Origin of the sequence: Stenotrophomonas sp. ATs4 (assembly GCF_051861585.1) — a bacterium.
In the GTDB taxonomy this organism is placed as follows: Bacteria; Pseudomonadota; Gammaproteobacteria; order Xanthomonadales; family Xanthomonadaceae; genus Stenotrophomonas; species Stenotrophomonas maltophilia_AS.
Window position 1 is genome coordinate 40,060 of sequence record NZ_JBLYPK010000010.1, and the last position, 16,429, is coordinate 56,488.

14 protein-coding genes are annotated in these 16,429 nt (G+C 66.6%); 6 read left to right on the plus strand and 8 right to left on the minus strand.

Annotated elements, in window-relative coordinates; genetic code table 11:
• Positions 1–26: 26 nt before the first annotated feature.
• A complete protein-coding gene (locus ABR323_RS17315; RefSeq protein ID WP_180836827.1) occupies positions 27–902 on the minus strand; it encodes a LysR family transcriptional regulator in 876 nt (291 codons plus the stop codon).
• Between the two features lie 102 nt (positions 903–1,004).
• On the opposite strand from ABR323_RS17315, the gene ABR323_RS17320 reads away from it, so the two are divergent.
• The gene (locus ABR323_RS17320) at positions 1,005–2,084 is read left to right on the plus strand and encodes a YeiH family protein (protein WP_439450185.1); all 1,080 of its coding nucleotides are present in this window, start codon (positions 1,005–1,007) and stop codon (positions 2,082–2,084) included.
• Between the two features lie 183 nt (positions 2,085–2,267).
• Complete coding sequence (gene dbpA, locus ABR323_RS17325) at positions 2,268–3,644, plus strand: ATP-dependent RNA helicase DbpA (RefSeq protein WP_135275008.1); 1,377 nt, start codon at positions 2,268–2,270, stop codon at positions 3,642–3,644.
• 174 nt (positions 3,645–3,818) lie between these two features.
• Here the strand turns inward: dbpA and ABR323_RS17330 are convergent, their stop codons facing one another.
• The 4 genes from ABR323_RS17330 to ABR323_RS17345 all read right to left on the minus strand — a co-directional run bounded on the left by ABR323_RS17330 (position 3,819) and on the right by ABR323_RS17345 (position 7,711).
• Positions 3,819–4,355, minus strand: coding sequence for an adenine phosphoribosyltransferase (locus ABR323_RS17330; protein ID WP_135275007.1), 537 nt, complete (start codon positions 4,353–4,355; stop codon positions 3,819–3,821).
• A 673-nt stretch (positions 4,356–5,028) separates the two neighbouring features.
• The gene (locus tag ABR323_RS17335) at positions 5,029–6,594 is read right to left on the minus strand and encodes a protein adenylyltransferase SelO (protein ID WP_439450186.1); all 1,566 of its coding nucleotides are present in this window, start codon (positions 6,592–6,594) and stop codon (positions 5,029–5,031) included.
• 32 nt (positions 6,595–6,626) lie between these two features.
• Positions 6,627–7,316, minus strand: coding sequence for a glutathione S-transferase family protein (locus ABR323_RS17340; RefSeq protein ID WP_439450187.1), 690 nt, complete (start codon positions 7,314–7,316; stop codon positions 6,627–6,629).
• A gap of 185 nt (positions 7,317–7,501) precedes the next feature.
• Positions 7,502–7,711, minus strand: a complete 210-nt coding sequence (locus ABR323_RS17345; RefSeq protein ID WP_004153307.1) for a cold-shock protein — start codon at positions 7,709–7,711, stop codon at positions 7,502–7,504.
• 301 nt (positions 7,712–8,012) lie between these two features.
• Here ABR323_RS17345 and ABR323_RS17350 point away from each other — a divergent pair, with 301 nt between their 5' ends.
• A complete protein-coding gene (locus tag ABR323_RS17350; protein WP_439450188.1) occupies positions 8,013–8,501 on the plus strand; it encodes a YaiI/YqxD family protein in 489 nt (162 codons plus the stop codon).
• 6 nt (positions 8,502–8,507) lie between these two features.
• Here ABR323_RS17350 and ABR323_RS17355 read toward each other — a convergent pair whose 3' ends face one another.
• Entirely contained in the window at positions 8,508–9,386 is an 879-nt protein-coding gene (locus tag ABR323_RS17355) for a pseudouridine synthase (protein WP_439450189.1), read from the minus strand.
• Between the two features lie 123 nt (positions 9,387–9,509).
• Here ABR323_RS17355 and ABR323_RS17360 point away from each other — a divergent pair, with 123 nt between their 5' ends.
• The 3 genes from ABR323_RS17360 to ABR323_RS17370 all read left to right on the plus strand — a co-directional run bounded on the left by ABR323_RS17360 (position 9,510) and on the right by ABR323_RS17370 (position 13,400).
• Positions 9,510–10,058: a YaeQ family protein gene (locus ABR323_RS17360; RefSeq protein ID WP_439450190.1), complete on the plus strand. Its 549-nt coding sequence runs from the start codon at positions 9,510–9,512 to the stop codon at positions 10,056–10,058.
• A complete protein-coding gene (locus tag ABR323_RS17365) occupies positions 10,055–11,239 on the plus strand; it encodes an NAD(P)/FAD-dependent oxidoreductase (protein ID WP_439450191.1) in 1,185 nt (394 codons plus the stop codon). The genes ABR323_RS17360 and ABR323_RS17365 overlap by 4 nt, the downstream gene beginning before the upstream one ends.
• 91 nt (positions 11,240–11,330) lie before the next feature.
• Entirely contained in the window at positions 11,331–13,400 is a 2,070-nt protein-coding gene (locus tag ABR323_RS17370; RefSeq protein WP_439450192.1) for an EAL domain-containing response regulator, read from the plus strand.
• 80 nt (positions 13,401–13,480) lie between these two features.
• Here ABR323_RS17370 and fabV read toward each other — a convergent pair whose 3' ends face one another.
• Positions 13,481–14,740: an enoyl-ACP reductase FabV gene (fabV, locus tag ABR323_RS17375; RefSeq protein WP_439450193.1), complete on the minus strand. Its 1,260-nt coding sequence runs from the start codon at positions 14,738–14,740 to the stop codon at positions 13,481–13,483.
• 704 nt (positions 14,741–15,444) lie between these two features.
• Entirely contained in the window at positions 15,445–16,425 is a 981-nt protein-coding gene (gene secF / locus ABR323_RS17380; RefSeq protein ID WP_135273246.1) for a protein translocase subunit SecF, read from the minus strand.
• Between the last annotated feature and the right edge of the window lie 4 nt (positions 16,426–16,429).

Sequence of the window (16,429 nt, forward strand, 5' to 3'; positions counted from 1 at the left end):
ATGGGATCGACTGGGGTTCTGATGGATTACCCCACCTCCCCCAACAACGCCTGCAACCCCGGCAACCATTGCTTGCCCGGGTGGCGTACCAGCCACAGGGTGCGTTGCAGGGCGGGCAACGGGGTTTCGAGCACACGCAGGCGCCCCAGGGCCAGCGGCTCCTCAAGCGCGTGGCGCGAGAGACAGGCCAGGCCGAGGCCGGCGATGGCGGCTTGCTTGATCGCTTCGGTATTGCCCAGCTGCAGGGTCTGGGCGAAACCGCGCAGGTGCGGCAGCAGCGCCTGTTCCACGGCTTCGCGGGTGCCGGAGCCGGGCTCGCGCAGCAGCCAGCGTGCGCGCCGCAGCTCATCCAGCGACCAGCGCGCGGGGGCGTCGGCAGCGGCGACGATCACCAGCGGGTCCTGCTGCCAGGCCGTGACCTGCAGGCCGCGTTCGTGGCACGGGCCTTCGATCAGGCCGGCGTCCACGTCCAGACGCTGCACGGCAGCGACCACTCCGGCACTGTTGTCGATGCGCAGGTCGACCTCGGCCTGTGGCGCTTGGCGCAGCAGTTCGGCGATGCGTGGCGGCAGCAGGTAATTGCCAATGGTGGTACTGGCGGCCAGCACCAGCCGCAGCGGTGCGCCCTGCGACGGGTCGCCGCCCGCGGCCAGCTGCCGCTCCAGATCGGCGGCGTTGACCAGCAAGGTGCGCGCCGGTTCCAGCAGTGCGCGGCCGTGCCCGTTCAGGGCCAGGCGGCGGCCGATGCGATCGAACAGCGGGGTGCCGAAGTGCGCCTCCAGCTCCTGCAGGGCGGCGCTGCTGGCCGATTGCGAGAGGGCGATGGCCTGGCCAGCGGCGGTGGTGCTGCCGTGATCGGCGATGGCGACGAAGACCTGCAGCTGGCGCAGCGTCAGGCGCATGGTTGTTACCCTCTTGATAGGTAGGTTTCACCCATATTATTCGTTTTACAGGTCATCGTCCGGGGCGCACGCTTGCCCCATCACTCCAGCCCTGCCCCTGCCATGAACGCCCCCGCCCTTTCCCCCTGGTCCCTGCCCGCCCTGCGCCAACGCTGGCAACCGCGCCTGCCCGGCCTGCTGCTGGTGGGCCTGGTCGCAGCCGCATCGCTGTATCTGGCCGAGCTGCCATGGCTGCAGGCGCATGGCCTGAGCGCACTGACCGTGGCCATCGTCGCTGGCATCGTGGTCGGCAACACGTTCTACCCGCGGCTGGCACCGAGCAGCGCGGCCGGTGTCGGCTTTTCCAAGCACTGGCTGCTGCGCGCCGGCATCGTGCTGTACGGCCTGCGCCTGACCTTCCAGGACATCGGCCATGTCGGCGTCACAGGCGTGCTGATGGACGTACTGGTGGTTGCCAGCACCTTCGGCCTGGCCTGCTGGCTGGGCGTGCGCGTGTTCAAGATGGAGCGCGAGGCGGCGATGCTGATCGGTGCCGGCAGCGCGATCTGCGGCGCGGCGGCGGTGATGGCTGCCGAACCGGTGGTGCGTGGCCGCGCGGCGCAGGTCACCGTAGCGGTATCGACGGTGGTGGTGTTCGGCACGCTGGCGATGTTCCTGTACCCGGCGCTGTATGCGCTGGTGCAGTCGCACGGCTGGCTGGCGATGGACGCACGGCAGTACGGCCTGTTCACCGGCGCAACGGTGCATGAAGTGGCACAGGTGGTGGCGGCCGGCCGCGCGGTGAGCGAACCCGCTGCCGATACCGCAGTCATCACCAAGATGGTGCGGGTGATGCTGCTGGCGCCGTTCCTGATTGCGCTGTCGCTGTGGCTGGCGCGCGGCAGCAAGGCCAGCGCCGACGGCAGCAAGGCGCGCATCGTGGTGCCGTGGTTCGCGTTCGGTTTCGTGGCCGTGGCCGGTTTCAACTCCCTGCATCTGCTGCCCGCGGGCCTGCAGGCCGGGCTGGTGCAGCTGGATACGGTCCTGTTGGCGATGGCGATGGCCGCACTGGGCCTGACCACCCACGTCTCGGCGCTGCGCCAGGCCGGCCTGAAGCCGCTGCTGCTGGCACTGATCCTGTTCGCCTGGCTGCTGTTCGGTGGCTTGGCCATCCACCAGGGCGTGCTGGCCGTGCTGGGCTGAGCAGGAGCGTGCGGACCAAGGTCGGCACCCACCCGTAGATCCACGCCATGCGTGGATGCCCCCCGGTGTATTCACGCCATGCGTGGATGACGACTCCGATGGGGTCAGCGCCCTTTCCCGCGGAAAGGGATCCGACCCCACCCCATTAGGCGGGACCGGCCGCGCGGACGGGTACAATGCGCCATGACTGACTTCTCGACCCTGCCGCTGAGCCCGGCCCTGCAGCCCGGCCTGGATGCCCTCGGCTACACCACCCTTACCCCGATCCAGGCGCAGAGCCTGCCGGCGATCCTCGATCGTCGCGATGTGATCGCACAGGCGCCGACCGGCAGTGGCAAGACCGCCGCCTTCGGCCTGGGCCTGCTGCAGGCCATCGATCCCAGCCTGATCCGTGTGCAGGCGCTGGTACTGTGCCCGACCCGCGAACTGGCCGATCAGGTCGGCAAGCAGATCCGCAAGCTCGCCACGGGCATTCCCAACCTGAAGCTGCTGCTGCTGGTTGGCGGCGTGCCGCTGGGCCCGCAGCTGGCGTCGCTGGAAGGCCATGATCCGCACGTGGTGGTCGGCACACCCGGCCGTGTGCAGGAGCTGGCACGCAAGCGCGCTCTGAATCTGGGCGCGGTGCGCACACTGGTGCTGGACGAGGCCGACCGCATGCTCGACATGGGCTTCGAGGAGCCGATCCGCGAGATCGCGGGCCGCACCCACAAGGACCGCCAGAGCCTGCTGTTCTCGGCCACCTTCCCCGACACCATCCGCGCCATGGCACGTGACCTGCTGCGCGATGCCGTGGAAGTGACCGTGGAAGGTGCCGACCAGGCGCCGGCCATCCGCCACGTGTTCTGCGAAGTTGAGCCCGCGCACCGCCAGAAGGCGCTGGCCGGCCTGCTGCTGAAGTACACGCCCGAATCGGCGGTGGTGTTCTGCAATACCCGCAAGGACGTAGACGAAGTAGCCAACTCGCTGCAGCAGTTCGGCTTCTCCGCGCTGGCCCTTCATGGCGACATGGAACAGCGCGACCGCGAAGAAGTGCTGTTGCTGCTGGCCAACCGCAGCTGCAACGTGCTGGTGGCCAGCGATGTAGCCGCACGTGGCCTGGACGTGGAAGAACTGGCAGCGGTGATCAACTACGAGCTGCCGACCGACGTGGAGAGCTATCAGCACCGCGTGGGCCGTACCGGCCGTGCCGGTGCCAGTGGCCTGGCGATCAGCCTGGTGGCCGGTCGCGAGAAGACCCGCGCCGATGCCATCGAAGCACAGCGTGGCGAACCACTGGACTGGCAGAAGACGCCGCTGGCGACCTCGCGCCCGGCCGAACTGCCGCAGGCAGCGATGCGCACCCTGCGCATTGATGGCGGCAAGACCGACAAACTGCGTGCGGGTGACATCCTAGGCGCGCTGACTGGCGATGCCGGCCTGTCGGCCAAGCACATCGGCAAGATCGCGATCTTCCCGACCCGTTCCTACGTGGCGATCGCCCGCGAACAGGTCAACAAGGCCGTGGCCAAGCTGGAAGCCGGCAAGATCAAGGGCCGTCGCTTCCGCGTGCGGATGATGTGATTGAAGCAGCGTTGCCAACCACGGTTGGCAACGACCTGACCTGGTAGCGGCCAACCTTGGTTGGCCCATCCGTGGCGCCAATCGCGAAAAGCGCTGCCAACCAAGGTTGGCAACTACCGGCTCCCGGCCATTCGCTCTGGTAGATGCCAACCTTGGTTGGCACCTGCCCTTCGATCAGAACACCAGTTCGGTGTGCAGCGGCAGATCCGCTTCCCAGCGGGCGCGGCCACCGAGGCCGTCGAGCTCGACCAGTACGCCGGCACCGACCACGTCAACGCCCAGACGGCGCACCAGCGACAGCGCAGCGACCAGCGTGCCGCCGGTGGCCAGCACATCGTCGATGATCGCCACCCGGGCACCGGCCGGCAGCGCATCGGCGTGCACTTCGATGCAGTCGCTGCGGTATTCCAGGGTGTATTCCTCGCGCAGCACCTGGCCCGGCAGCTTGCCCGGCTTGCGCACCGGCACGAAGCCCACGCCCAGTTCCAGCGCCATCGCGGCGCCGAGGATGAAGCCACGCGATTCGATGCCGATCACGGCGTCCAGCTTCTGATCGCGCCAACGGTCAGCCATCGCGGTGATGGCACCACGGAAGTCTTCGCTGTGTGCGAGCAGCGGCATGATGTCCTTGAACAGGATGCCGGGCTTGGGGAAGTCGGCGATGTCGCGCAGGCGGGAGGCCCACTGCGGAGCGACGATGGCGTCGGTCATGTCACGTCGGTTGTCTGATGGCGGCATAGGGTACCTGTTCCGGGCGCCGCCTGCCTGTTGAGGGGTGTGTCGGCCGGGCTGCGCCCAGCACCTGCAGAGGCCACCGCGCAAGCAAAAGCGAAAGCAAAAGCCGCATTCCGAGGGATGGCGGGGTGGGTCCGGTTGCGGGGGACGCTGCAAGTACGTCCATGTAAGCTCGGTCGCCGCTTGCTCGTGTGCGCTGTCCTGCGCACACGGCAAGACCGGGGTTGGGCGTCCTGCCCAACCCGCCCGAGGCATGCCTCGGGCCCATGCGGCTCACGCCCCCGCAACCGGACCCACCCCGCCTTCGACAGTTTCCTGCGATCTGTCGTAGATCCACGCCATGCGTGGATGAATCTTCATCGAAATCGAATATTTCGAGAATCGAACGAAGAGCATCCACGCATGGCGTGGATCTACCGTGTCGACCAAGGTCGACACCTACCCACGGCAGTCGGAATCTGTCGGAGGCGGGGCGGTGTCGGAGTGCGGGGTGTCAGCCGCATGGATGCGGCTGCCAAGCCTACACGGACGTACTTGCGGCGTCCCCGCACTCCGACACCGCCCCGCTAAACCACGGAATCCAGTTTTTTGCTCTGGCTGTTGACCTTGCCTCTGCAGGTGCAGGGCGCAGCCCTGCCGAAACCCACCCTCAGGAACTGCAGGACAGCATCGAGCAACCGGCGCGGTTGTCGGCCCATGCCGGGCGCTTGCCGGCGAAGTGCTCCAGGCCGGCACGCTCGGTGTACGGATCACGCAGCACCTCCTGCAGCGCGTGAACGCCGCCGAGGTCGCCCTGCTCCGCGCGATCGATGGCTTCCTGGGCCAGCCAGTTGCGCAGCACGTACAGCGGGTTGGCTGCGGCCATCTTCGCCGTGCGCTCAGTGGCCGATAGCGGATCGGCCTGCAACCGCGCCGCATAGTCCTGCAGCCACTGCTGCAATGGTGCCTGCACCGCCTGCTGGCGCGCCTCGTCGTAGTACACCGCGTCCAGCAGCGTCGCATCCGGTGCCGCCGGATCGATCCGCATCAGTGCGCGCCAGGCCAGGGTCATGTCCATGCCGCCGTCCTGCATCAGCTGCTGCCAGCGCAGGTAGAGCTGCAGGTCGTCATCGTCGGCGGCGGCCAGGCCCAGCTTGGCGGCGGCATCGCGGCGCGTGCAGGCCACGAACGTGGACTGGTATGCGGCCAATCCTGCCTGCAACGGTGCGACATCGGCAAACAGCGGCGACAGTGCCTGCGCCAACCGGCTCAGGTTCCAGTACGCCACCTGCGGCTGGGTGCCGAAGCGGTAGCGACGCCCCTGCGCGTCGGTGGTGTTCGGCGTCCAGTCCGGATCGAAATCCTCGACCCAGCCATAGGGGCCGTAGTCCAGCGTCAGGCCGAGCACGGACAGATTGTCGGTGTTCATCACGCCATGCACGAAGCCGACGCGCATCCAGTGCGCGATCATCTCGGCAGTGCGCACCGCGATCTGCGCGAACCAGTCGCCATACAGCGCTTCGCCCTGCCCTTCCAGTTCGGGGAAATCACGGGCGATGCAGGCATCGACCAGCTGCTGCAGCAACGCGGTTTCACCACGCGACGCCGGCAGTTCGAATGAGCCGAAGCGAAGGAACGACGGCGACACGCGGCACACGATGGCGCCGGGCTCTGCACGCGAATGGCCGTCGTAGAACATGTCGCGCACCACGTCTTCGCCGGTACCGACCAGCGACAACGCGCGCGTGGTCGGCACGCCCAGGTGGTGCATCGCCTCGCTGCACAGGAATTCGCGTATCGACGAGCGCAGCACCGCGCGCCCATCTGCGCCGCGCGAGTATGGCGTCGGGCCAGCGCCCTTCAGCTGCAGCTCCCAGTGACGGCCATCCGGCGCGACCAGCTCGCCCAGCGAGATCGCACGGCCATCGCCGAGCTGGCCGGCCCAATGTCCAAACTGGTGGCCACCGTAGTTGGCGGCCCATGGCAGCATGCCGGCATACAGCGCATTGCCGCCGAATACACGGGCGAAGCCTTCGCTTTCGACTTCAGCGGTATCGAAACCAAGCATCGCGGCGACATCCGGCGCCCAGGCCAACAGGGTTGGCGCCGCGACCGGGGTCGGCATCACCGGGGACCAGGCCGCGCCCAGCACTTCACGCCGGCGCGGGCCGGATTCGGGGTCGCCCGGCAGGGTGTGCAGCAGGCGGTTATCGAAACGGGGGCTGTCGGTATCCATGGGCTTGAAGATGGGGACGACCGCCGCCCGCCTCAATTGCCGCTGAGCGCCTGCAGGTGACCTCCATGAGCCTCGGCACGCTGGTAGGCCGGGCGCTCACCGATACGCTTGAGGAAGCCACGCAGTGCCGGCTTGTCGTCGAGGCCACCGCCACGCGCGGCAGCGGCCTGGATCGGGAAGCTCATCTGGATGTCAGCGGCGCTGAAGCGCTCGCCGGCAAACCACGGGCTTTCGGCCAGACGGCGCTCCATCCAGTCCAGATGCAGTCGTCGCTGCGGGCCGATGAAGCCACGCTCGGCCTTGTCGGCGATGCTGCGCGCGATCGGTCGGGCAAAGAACGGCATCGGCGCGCTGCGGATGCGGCCCATCACCAGGGTCAGCAGCAGCGGCGGCATCGCCGAGCCTTCGGCGTAGTGCAGCCAGTAGCGATAGGCAATGCGCTCGGCGCCATCGGCTGGCATCGGTGACGGCGACAGCTGGCGCTGGGTGTCATAGCGGTCCGCAAGGTAATCGAGAATCGCGCCGGACTCGGCCAGCACCAGTTCGCCATCCTGCAGTACCGGCGACTTGCCGAGCGGATGCACGTTGCGAAGCTCCGGCGGTGCCAGCAGCGTCTTCGGATCGCGCGGGTAGCGGCGCAGTTCGTAGTCCAGCCCCAGCTCCTCCAGCATCCACAGCACGCGCAGGGAACGGGAGTTTTCCAGGTGATGGACGATGCGCATGGGGACGTTCCTTGGGGAGGCACACATCGTACCGCGCGCAGTGCATGCCCCATGTAGAGTCGAGCCACGCTCGACTGTCTTTGGAAAGCAGTCGAGCGTGGCTCGACTCTACAAAACGGCGGGCAATAAAAAACGCCGGAAGCTTTCGCTTCCGGCGTTCTGGCTACCAAACGGTAGCAGACGGATTAGACCGCCTGCACCTGGTCAGCCTGCATACCCTTCTGACCCTGGACGGCGATGAAGGTAACCTTCTGGCCTTCCTGCAGGGTCTTGAAGCCGGTGCCCTGGATGGCACGGAAGTGCACAAACAGGTCCGGGCCGCTTTCCGGGGTGATGAAGCCGAAGCCCTTGGCGTCGTTGAACCACTTGACGGTGCCGGTCTGACGATCAGACATTTGACTAACTCCTGAAACACATGTTGAAAAAATCGCAGCCACCGGGTATCGGGGCCGAGACTGAGTTGCAGGCGTTGGTAAAGCGGATCGATGAGCGGATCGTGAGATCAACTGCACCAGGCCACGATTCACGGTGACCCTAGCAAACACAGTGGGACGAACGATACGCGTGTTTTCTGCAAAAAGCGATAGCCCAGACGTTCATGGACCGCCCCCGCCCGCTAGGCGTGGCAAGGGCTGGCACCCAATCGCGGCTAACTCCGAGTCCCCATTCAGGTTTTTCCTACCCTACACTGGGTAAATGACTGAAGCTGAAACCCAAGCTGAACCTGCCCTCCCGCGCATCTGGGTGGACGCAGATGCCTGCCCCACCGTCATTCGCGACATCCTGTTCCGTGCCGCTGAACGGGTCGGCATCGAGCTGACCCTGGTCGCCAATCAATGGATCCGCACCCCGCCCTCGCGCTGGCTGCGCTCGATCCAGGTGCCGCAGGGCCTGGACGTGGCCGACAGCGCGATCGTGGAGCGCGTCACCGCCGGCGACCTGGTGGTCACCCAGGACATCCCGCTGGCCGCTCTGGTACTGGAGAAGAAGGCGGTGGCGCTGAACCCGCGCGGCCAGCTGTACACCCCGAACAACATGGCCGAGCGGCTGTCGATGCGCAATTTCATGGAGGAGCTGCGCGGGGCTGGGGTCCAGACCGGGGGGCCACCACCACTGGGGCCGCGCGACCGGCAGCTGTTCGCCGCCGAGCTGGACCGTTGGCTGGCCCGACGCCCGGCCCGCTGAACGCCTCTAGCGGTCCTGGTGCGGCAGGCGCAGGCAACGCTGGCTGCTGAACACCCGGCGTTCGCCGCTCAACGGGTCGTCGAAGGCCAACCCCTGTGCCAGCAACTGCAACGGCACTTCGGGCGTGCCCGCCGGCCGCTGGCACAGCTGCGGATACAGGTCATCGCCTTCGATCGGCGCGCCCAGCATCGCCATGTGCACACGCAGCTGGTGTTTGCGGCCGGTTTCCGGCAGCAGCCGATAGCGCCAGACCGGCCCCTCGCCCTCGATCAGCTCGATCCGGCTGCGCGCATTGGGCTCGCCCGGCACTTCGGCCATGCGGAAGAACGGTTCCCCCGGCACCAGCCGGCTGTCGCGCTGCAACGGAAACTCCAGCCCGGGCAGCGCTGGCGCCAGCGCCTCGTAGGTCTTGTCGATGCGGCGTTCACGGAACAGCCGCTGATAGGCGTCGCGTGATGCCACCTGCGTCGAAAACAGCACCAGTCCTGCAGTCAGCCGGTCCAATCGATGCAGTGGCACCAGATCGGCATTACCGGTGCGAGCGACCAGGCGCGCCAGCAACGTCTCGCGCACATAGCCGCCGGCCGGCGTGACCGGCAGGAAGTGCGGCTTGTCGGCCACCAGCAGATGCGCGTCCAGATGGATGATGGTCTCGGTGAAGGGGATCGCCTGTTCGCCCACTACCTCGCGGAAATACTGGATCTCCAGCCCCACCTGCCAGGGCATGTCCGCTGCCAGCGCCCTGCCCTGCGCGTCCTGCACGCGGCCGCGCGCGAAGCGATGCTGCCATTGCTCACGGTCGATGCGCGGAAAACGCGCGCACAGGCCATCGAGCAGGGTTGGCCAGTGGCCGGGCGGCAGCTGCAGGCGGCTGGGCAAGGTCATCGGATCCATTCCTGCGTCGGAAAAGAGTGCAAGCGTGCCACGTTGACGCCCTGCAGACAGCCCAGCCACGGACACCCCCGGAGCAAACCTCTATCATGGTCCTCTTTAGTCCACGGTACCCCCATGGCTCTCACCGCCACCATCCGCAAGGCCGAACTGCAGATCAGCGACATGGATCGCGGCTATTACGCGACCCACAACCTGACGCTGGCCCAGCACCCGTCCGAGACCGACGACCGCCTGATGGTGCGCCTGCTCGCCTTCGCACTGAACGCCGGCGACCGTCTGGAGTTCGGCCGCGGCCTGAGCACCGATGACGAGCCGGACCTGTGGGAACACGACTACACCGGCGACATCCTGCAGTGGATCGACCTGGGCCATCCCGACGAATCACGCATCCGCAAGGCCAGCAACCGCAGCCGCCAGGTACAGGTGATCAACTACGGCGGCAACGCCTCGGAGATCTGGTGGGGCAAGCAGGGCAAGGGCCTGGCGCGCTTCGACAACCTCTCGGTGGTCGACCTCGATGGCGGCTTCGTTGAACAGTGGGGCCAGCAGATCCAGCGTGCCATGCGCTTCAGCGTGCTGATCCAGGACGGCGAAGTGCAGCTCCTCAACGACCATATCCAGCTCGACATCATTCCCACCTGGCGCAAGCGCGCCAAGGCATGAGCGCGATCCGTTGCGATGTGGTGGTCATCGGCGCTGGCGCGGCCGGGTTGATGACCGCGATCACCGCCGGGCAGCGCGGCCGCCAGGTGCAGGTGATCGACCATGCCAACAAGATCGGCAAGAAGATCCTGATGTCCGGTGGTGGCCGCTGCAATTTCACCAACACCGGCACCACCCCGGCCAACTTCCTGTCGGCCAACCCGCATTTCTGCAAGTCGGCACTGGCGCGCTACACGCCGTGGCACTTCATCGAGCTGGTGCACAAGCACGGCATCGCGTATCACGAAAAAGAGCTGGGCCAGCTGTTCTGCGACGTCTCCTCCAAGCAGATCGTGAAGATGCTGGTGGACGAGTGCCAGGCCGCAGGCGTGCAGATCCGCACCGACTGCAGTGTTCAGCGCATTGAACACGGTAGCGATGGTTTCCGCGTGCACACCACCCATGGCCTGTTCCACTGCGCCTCGCTGGTAGTCGCCAGCGGCGGCCTGTCCATTCCCAGCATGGGCGCCACCGGCTTCGGCTATGAAGTGGCCCGCCAGTTCGGCCACCAGGTGCTGCCGACCCGCGCCGGACTGGTGCCGCTGACCCTCAGCGGCAAGCACCAGGAACGACTGGCCGATCTCAGCGGCGTGGCCCTGCCCATCGAGGCGCGCTGCAACGGAAAGAGCTTCCAGAATTTCATGCTGCTGACCCATCGCGGGGTGAGTGGCCCGGCGATCCTGCAGATCTCCTCGTTCTGGCAACCCGGTGACGCGCTGGAGCTGGACCTGCTGCCAGGCCAGGATGCCGGCGACTGGTTGCGCCGGATGAAACAGGAGCGGCCAGCCGCGGAGCTGCGCACTGTACTGGGCGAGGTGCTGCCCAAGCGGCTGGCGCAGCGCCTGTGCGAGCACTGGCTGCCTGACCGCCCGGTGCGACAGCTGGACGAACCGATGCTGCGCCAGGCCGCGCAGCTGCTGGGTGCGTTCCCGCTGGTGGCCAGTGGCACCGAGGGCTACCGTACGGCCGAGGTGACCCTGGGTGGCGTGGACACCGCCGAGGTCTCGTCTTCGACGATGGAGTCCAAGCGCGTGCCCGGCCTGCATTTCGTCGGCGAAGTGCTGGACGTGACCGGCTGGCTGGGCGGCTACAACTTCCAGTGGGCCTGGGCCAGTGGCCATGCAGCAGGTGGTGTGGTGTGAACCACATCGCCGTTCGATGCGCGCAAGGGGTACGCGCATGGACGGTTCGCCGCGCATCGTGTATCTAGGTTCGCAGATTGGGGAGCAGTGCATGCAGAACGCGAACGACATCACCATCCGCCTGTTGATCGTCGATGACAGCGGCGAGAATGCCGAAGCCATCGTCAGCACCCTGCGCAACAGCGGCATCGCAGTACGGCCGTGGCGCCCACAGGATGCGGCCGAACTGGCCCAGGTGCTGGCCAGCCAGGCCATCGACCTGGTGCTGGCCTCGCCCTCGCAAGGCATTCCATTGCCGTTGGTGGCCCAGCACATCGCGGCCAGTGGCAAGGACATCCCGCTGGTGCTGCTGGCCGAGCGCATCGACGAAGACGAACTTGTGCAGGCCAGCAGCCACGGCATCCGCGCCCTGGCCCTGCGCCAGCGCCCCGAGCATCTGCTTGCGGTGATCCGCGACCAGTGGGTGGACCTGCAGGCGCGTCGCGGCCTGCGCCGCATCGAGGCGCAGATGCGCGAGACCGAGCGCCGCTGCGATGCACTGATCGCCTCCTCGCGTGATCCCATCGCCTACGTGCACGAAGGCATGCACATCCGCGCCAACGATGCCTATCTGGAGATGTTCGGCTACGAGCATTTCGACGACATCGAAGGCATCTCGCTGCTGGACATGGTTGCCGCCCAGCATGTGGAGGGCTTCAAGCAGCTGCTGAAGGGCCTGAGCCGTGGCGAAGCGCCGCCGCCGCAGTACCAGCTGGATGCGCGCCATGAAGATGGCAGTGCGTTTCCGGCCACGATGGAATTCACGGCGGCCACCTATGAGGGCGAATCCTGCCTGCAGGTGGTACTGCGCCGCCGCATGGAGTTCGACCCGGAACTGGCGCGCGAGGTCGAGGACCTGCGCCAGCGCGACCAGGTCACCGGCCTGCTCAACCGCCCGACCTTCATGCTGCAGCTGGAAAGCGCAGTGGCCCAGGCCGGGCGCAGCGAAGGCCAGTTCGGCCTGCTGCTGATCGAGCCGGACCACTACGCACGCCTGCTGCCGGACATCGGCCTGGCCTCGGCCGACACCCTGATCGGCGCCCTCGCCGGCCTGCTGGCCGAGGTGGTTGGCGAAGACGCGCAGCTGGCCCGCTTCGGCGAACACAATTTCGCCGTGCTGCAGGCCGGGCCCTACGCGCAGACCGTGGCACTGGCCGAGCGCATCCGCGAAGCCTATGCCGCGCATGTCTTCAGCATCGGCGCACGCTCGGCCACGGTGACCGTCAGCATCGGTGGCGTGCAGGTGGGCGAGAAGATCGCCAGCATCGGCCAGGTGCTGGCGCGCGCCAGCGAATGCACCCACGCCGCCGCAGAACTGGGCAACACCTGCCGCATCTTCGACCCGGCCGCAGCCGACCGCGTGGAAGAAGAGCGCGTGCTGCGCTGGGTCGCGCGCATCCGCGAAGCGCTGGCTGGCGACGGCTTCCAGCTGCACTACCAGCCGGTGCTGAACCTGCAGGGCGAGTCGCTGGAGCTGTATGAGGCCTACCTGCGCCTGGAGCACAACGGCGAGCTGCTGAGCCCGACCGCGTTCCTGGGCATTGCCGAGGAACACGGCCTGCTGGCCGACATCAACCGCTGGGTGGTCTCGCAGGCCATCGCGGTGCTCGGCCAGCGTGCACGCGAAGGTCATGCCACGCAGATGCTGGTGAAGGTGACCCCGGAATCGTTCGACGACCCGCAGATGATCGCCACCCTGCGCCGCGAACTACAGGCGCAGGGCGTGCCCGGTGAGCGACTGTGGCTGCACGCGCCGGAAGCGAAGGTATTCACCCACCTGCGCAGTGCGCAGCAGTTCCTCGCCGAAGTGGCGCCCCTGGGCTGCCGCATCGGCCTGGAACAGTTCGGTTCGGGTCTGGATTCGTTCCAGCTGCTGGCGCACTTCCAGCCGCAGTTCCTCAAGCTGGACCGCGGCTTCACCAGCGATCTGGCCGCCACCCGCGAAAACATCGACCGCGTCAGCCAGATCACCGCACGCGCGCAGGAAGCCGGCATCCGCACCATCGCCGAGTTCGTCAGCGACGCCAATTCGATGACCCTGCTGTTCAGTGCTGGCGTGGATTACGTGCAGGGCGATTTCGTGGGCCCGGCGCTGCCGGAGATGGGCTTCGATTTCGGGTGAGCGGTAGCGCCGGGCCATGCCCAGCGAGCGCAGCGGCATTCGGAAGAACCGCCGGGCATGGCCCGGCGCTACCTTCTATCTCAGGTCAGATCGACCAGGTTGTCGATCTTCACGTCCGGATTGACGTCGGCTTCGTAGTCGACGCCCTCCACACCGAAACCGAACAGGCGCAGGAAATCGGCCTTGTAGCCGGCCAGGTCGCTGATCTCGTACAGGTTCTCGTTGGTGACCTGCGGCCACAGTGCCACGACCTTGCTCTGCACGTCCGCAGCCATTTCCTTGTAGTCGGCACGCAGGCGGCCTTCGTCATCGACCAGCGCAACGGTGTGGCCATCGCCATCGACCAGATCGTGGCGCAGGCGGTCGATCGCCACGCCGTCGGCCTTGGCGCCGTAGAGAATGTCGTACAGCACGTCCAGCTGCTCGATGCAGCCTTCGTGGGTGCCCTTTTCCTTCATCACCTTGAACAGCAGCGACAGGTACAGCGGCATGGTCGGAATGGCCGAGCTGGCCTGGGTGACCACGGCCTTCAGCACCGACACGCGCGCATCACCACCGATCCTGGCCAGCTTCTCGCGCAGGCTCAGAACCTTGGTGTCCAGGTCCTTCTTCGCCGCGCCGATCGAGCCGTTCCAGTAGATGGCCTGGGTGATCTCTTCGCCCACATAGGTGAAGGCGGTGGTGGTGCAGCCGTTGGCCAGCACGCCGGCATCGGCCAGCGCGTCGATCCACATCTGCCAGTCCTCACCGCCCATCACCGCGACGGTACCTGCGATCTCTTCCGGAGTGGCCGGCTGCAGGTGGGTTTCGGTCAGCACTTCCTTGTCGGTATCCAGGCCGCGCAGGGTGATCGGCTCGCCGATCGGCTTCAGCGTGGAGCTGATGATCTCGCCGGTCTTCGGGTGCTTGCGGCGCGGCGCCGCCAGGCTGTAGACGACCTGGTCGACCTGGCCGAGATCGGCCTTGATCATTTCGATGGTCTTCGCCTTCACTTCATCGGAGAAGGCATCGCCGTTGATGCTCTTGGCGTACAGGCCGGCTTCGTCGGCGTACTTGTGGAACGCGGCCGAGTTGTACCAGCCCGCCGTGCCCGGCTTGGTCTCGCTGCCCGGGCGCTCGAAGAAGATGCCCAGGGTCGCGGCACCGCTGCCGAAGGCGGCGGTGATGCGCGCAGCCAGGCCGTAACCGGTGGAGGCGCCGATCACCAGCACGCGCTTGGGGCCGTTCTGGATCGGCGGGCGCGCACGGATGTAGTCGATCTGCTGCTTGACGGCGGCCTCGCAGCCGGTCGGGTGGGTGGTGACGCAGATGAAGCCGCGGACGCGCGGTTTGATGACCATGGATACCTCGGGTTGGCAGATGCGGCGCACGGGGCGCTCAGCAGGAATACGGGTGCGCGCCTGCGCGCGCGAACCGCAGGATCGTAGTGCGCGGGGCGCGATTGCACAACCGACGGCGGCGTAGGGTGGGGTTTGTTTTGCAGGGTTGCACCCTGCACCTGCAGAGGCAACGTCAACGGCAAAAGCTGGGTTCCTGTGGGTTGGCGGGGCGGGTCCGGTTGCGGGGGACGCCGTAAACCCATCCCTGGGGGCTTGGCCGCGGCATCCATGCCGCGGACACCCCCGCAACCGGACCCACCCCGCCTTCGACAGTTTTCCGCGATCTGTCGGAACGGCACTCTGCTCTGGTGGGTGTCGACCTTGGTCGACACAGTAGATCCACGCCATGCGTGGATGACTCATTCGATATCTGACAGATGTGTCGACCAAGGTCGACACCTACCAACAGCCGCCGGAATCTGTCGGAGGTGGGGCCATGTGGGTTGGCAGGACCGTTGGCGCCATGGATGGCGCCATCGAGCCCCCAAGGATGGGTTTACGGCGTGTCCTGCCAACCCACATGGCCCCGTCCAACCAGCAGAAAGCCAGCTCCGGCTTTTGACGTTGCCGTTGCCGTTGCATTGAGCGGGTGCAGGGCTGCAAGCCCTGCAACACAAAAAACCCCGCTTGCGCGGGGTTCTCTGTGTGTTGCGTGCAGCAGGTGCTTACGGGCGACGGGCCAGGGCCTCGACGTCCTTCGCCTTCGGCAGCAGGTCCTGCTTGCTGACGCGCAGGAAACCGATCGTCAGCATCGGCACCGCCACCAGGATCGAAGACAGCACCACGATCACCGCACCGATCATGTGCGTCTCGGCCAGGCCTTCCATCGAGCTGCCGCCGTACATGTACAGGGCAAGCGCCGACAGGAAGAACATCACCGCAGTGATCACCGTACGCGACAGCGTCTGGTTGATCGAACGGTTCAGCACTTCCATCGAGTCCACCCGCAGGCTGCGGAAGTTCTCGCGGACGCGGTCGAACACCACGATCAGATCGTTGATCGCAAAGCCCATCACCGACAGCAGGCCGGCCAGTACGGTCAGGTCGAACTCACGGCCCAGCAGGGACACGTAAGCCACCGTCACGATCAGGTCGAACATCGCAACGACGCTGGCGGTGACCGCGAATTTCCATTCGAAGCGCACCGCGATGTAGATCAGGAAGCCGGCCAGCATGAAGATGGTGGCGTACAGGCCATTCATCGCCAGGTCCTTGCCGATCTGCGGACCCACGAACTCATTGCGCAGCACCGTGGCCTGGTTGTCGGCGGTGGACAGTGCCTTCACCACGGCCACGGCGGTGGCCTTGTCCTCGTGCGCGGCATCGCCGGTGCCCGGGGCATGCTCACCGTGCGGGGCCAGGCGGATCAGCAGGTCGGTGTTGCCACCGACGCTCTGTACCTGGGCGCCTTCAAAGCCATTCTGCTCGAGCTTGGTGCGGACCTGCTCGACGTCCACCGCCTTGTCGAAGCGGGCTTCGATCAGGGTACCGCCGGTGAAGTCCAGCGCGTAGTTGAAGCCCTTGAAGCCGATGATGGCGATCGAGGCCAGGAACACGATGACCGTGACGACCATCGCGACATGACGCCAGCGCATGAAGTCGATCTTGGTGTCGTTCGGGAGGATGTGCAGCGGAAACAGTTTCATGTGC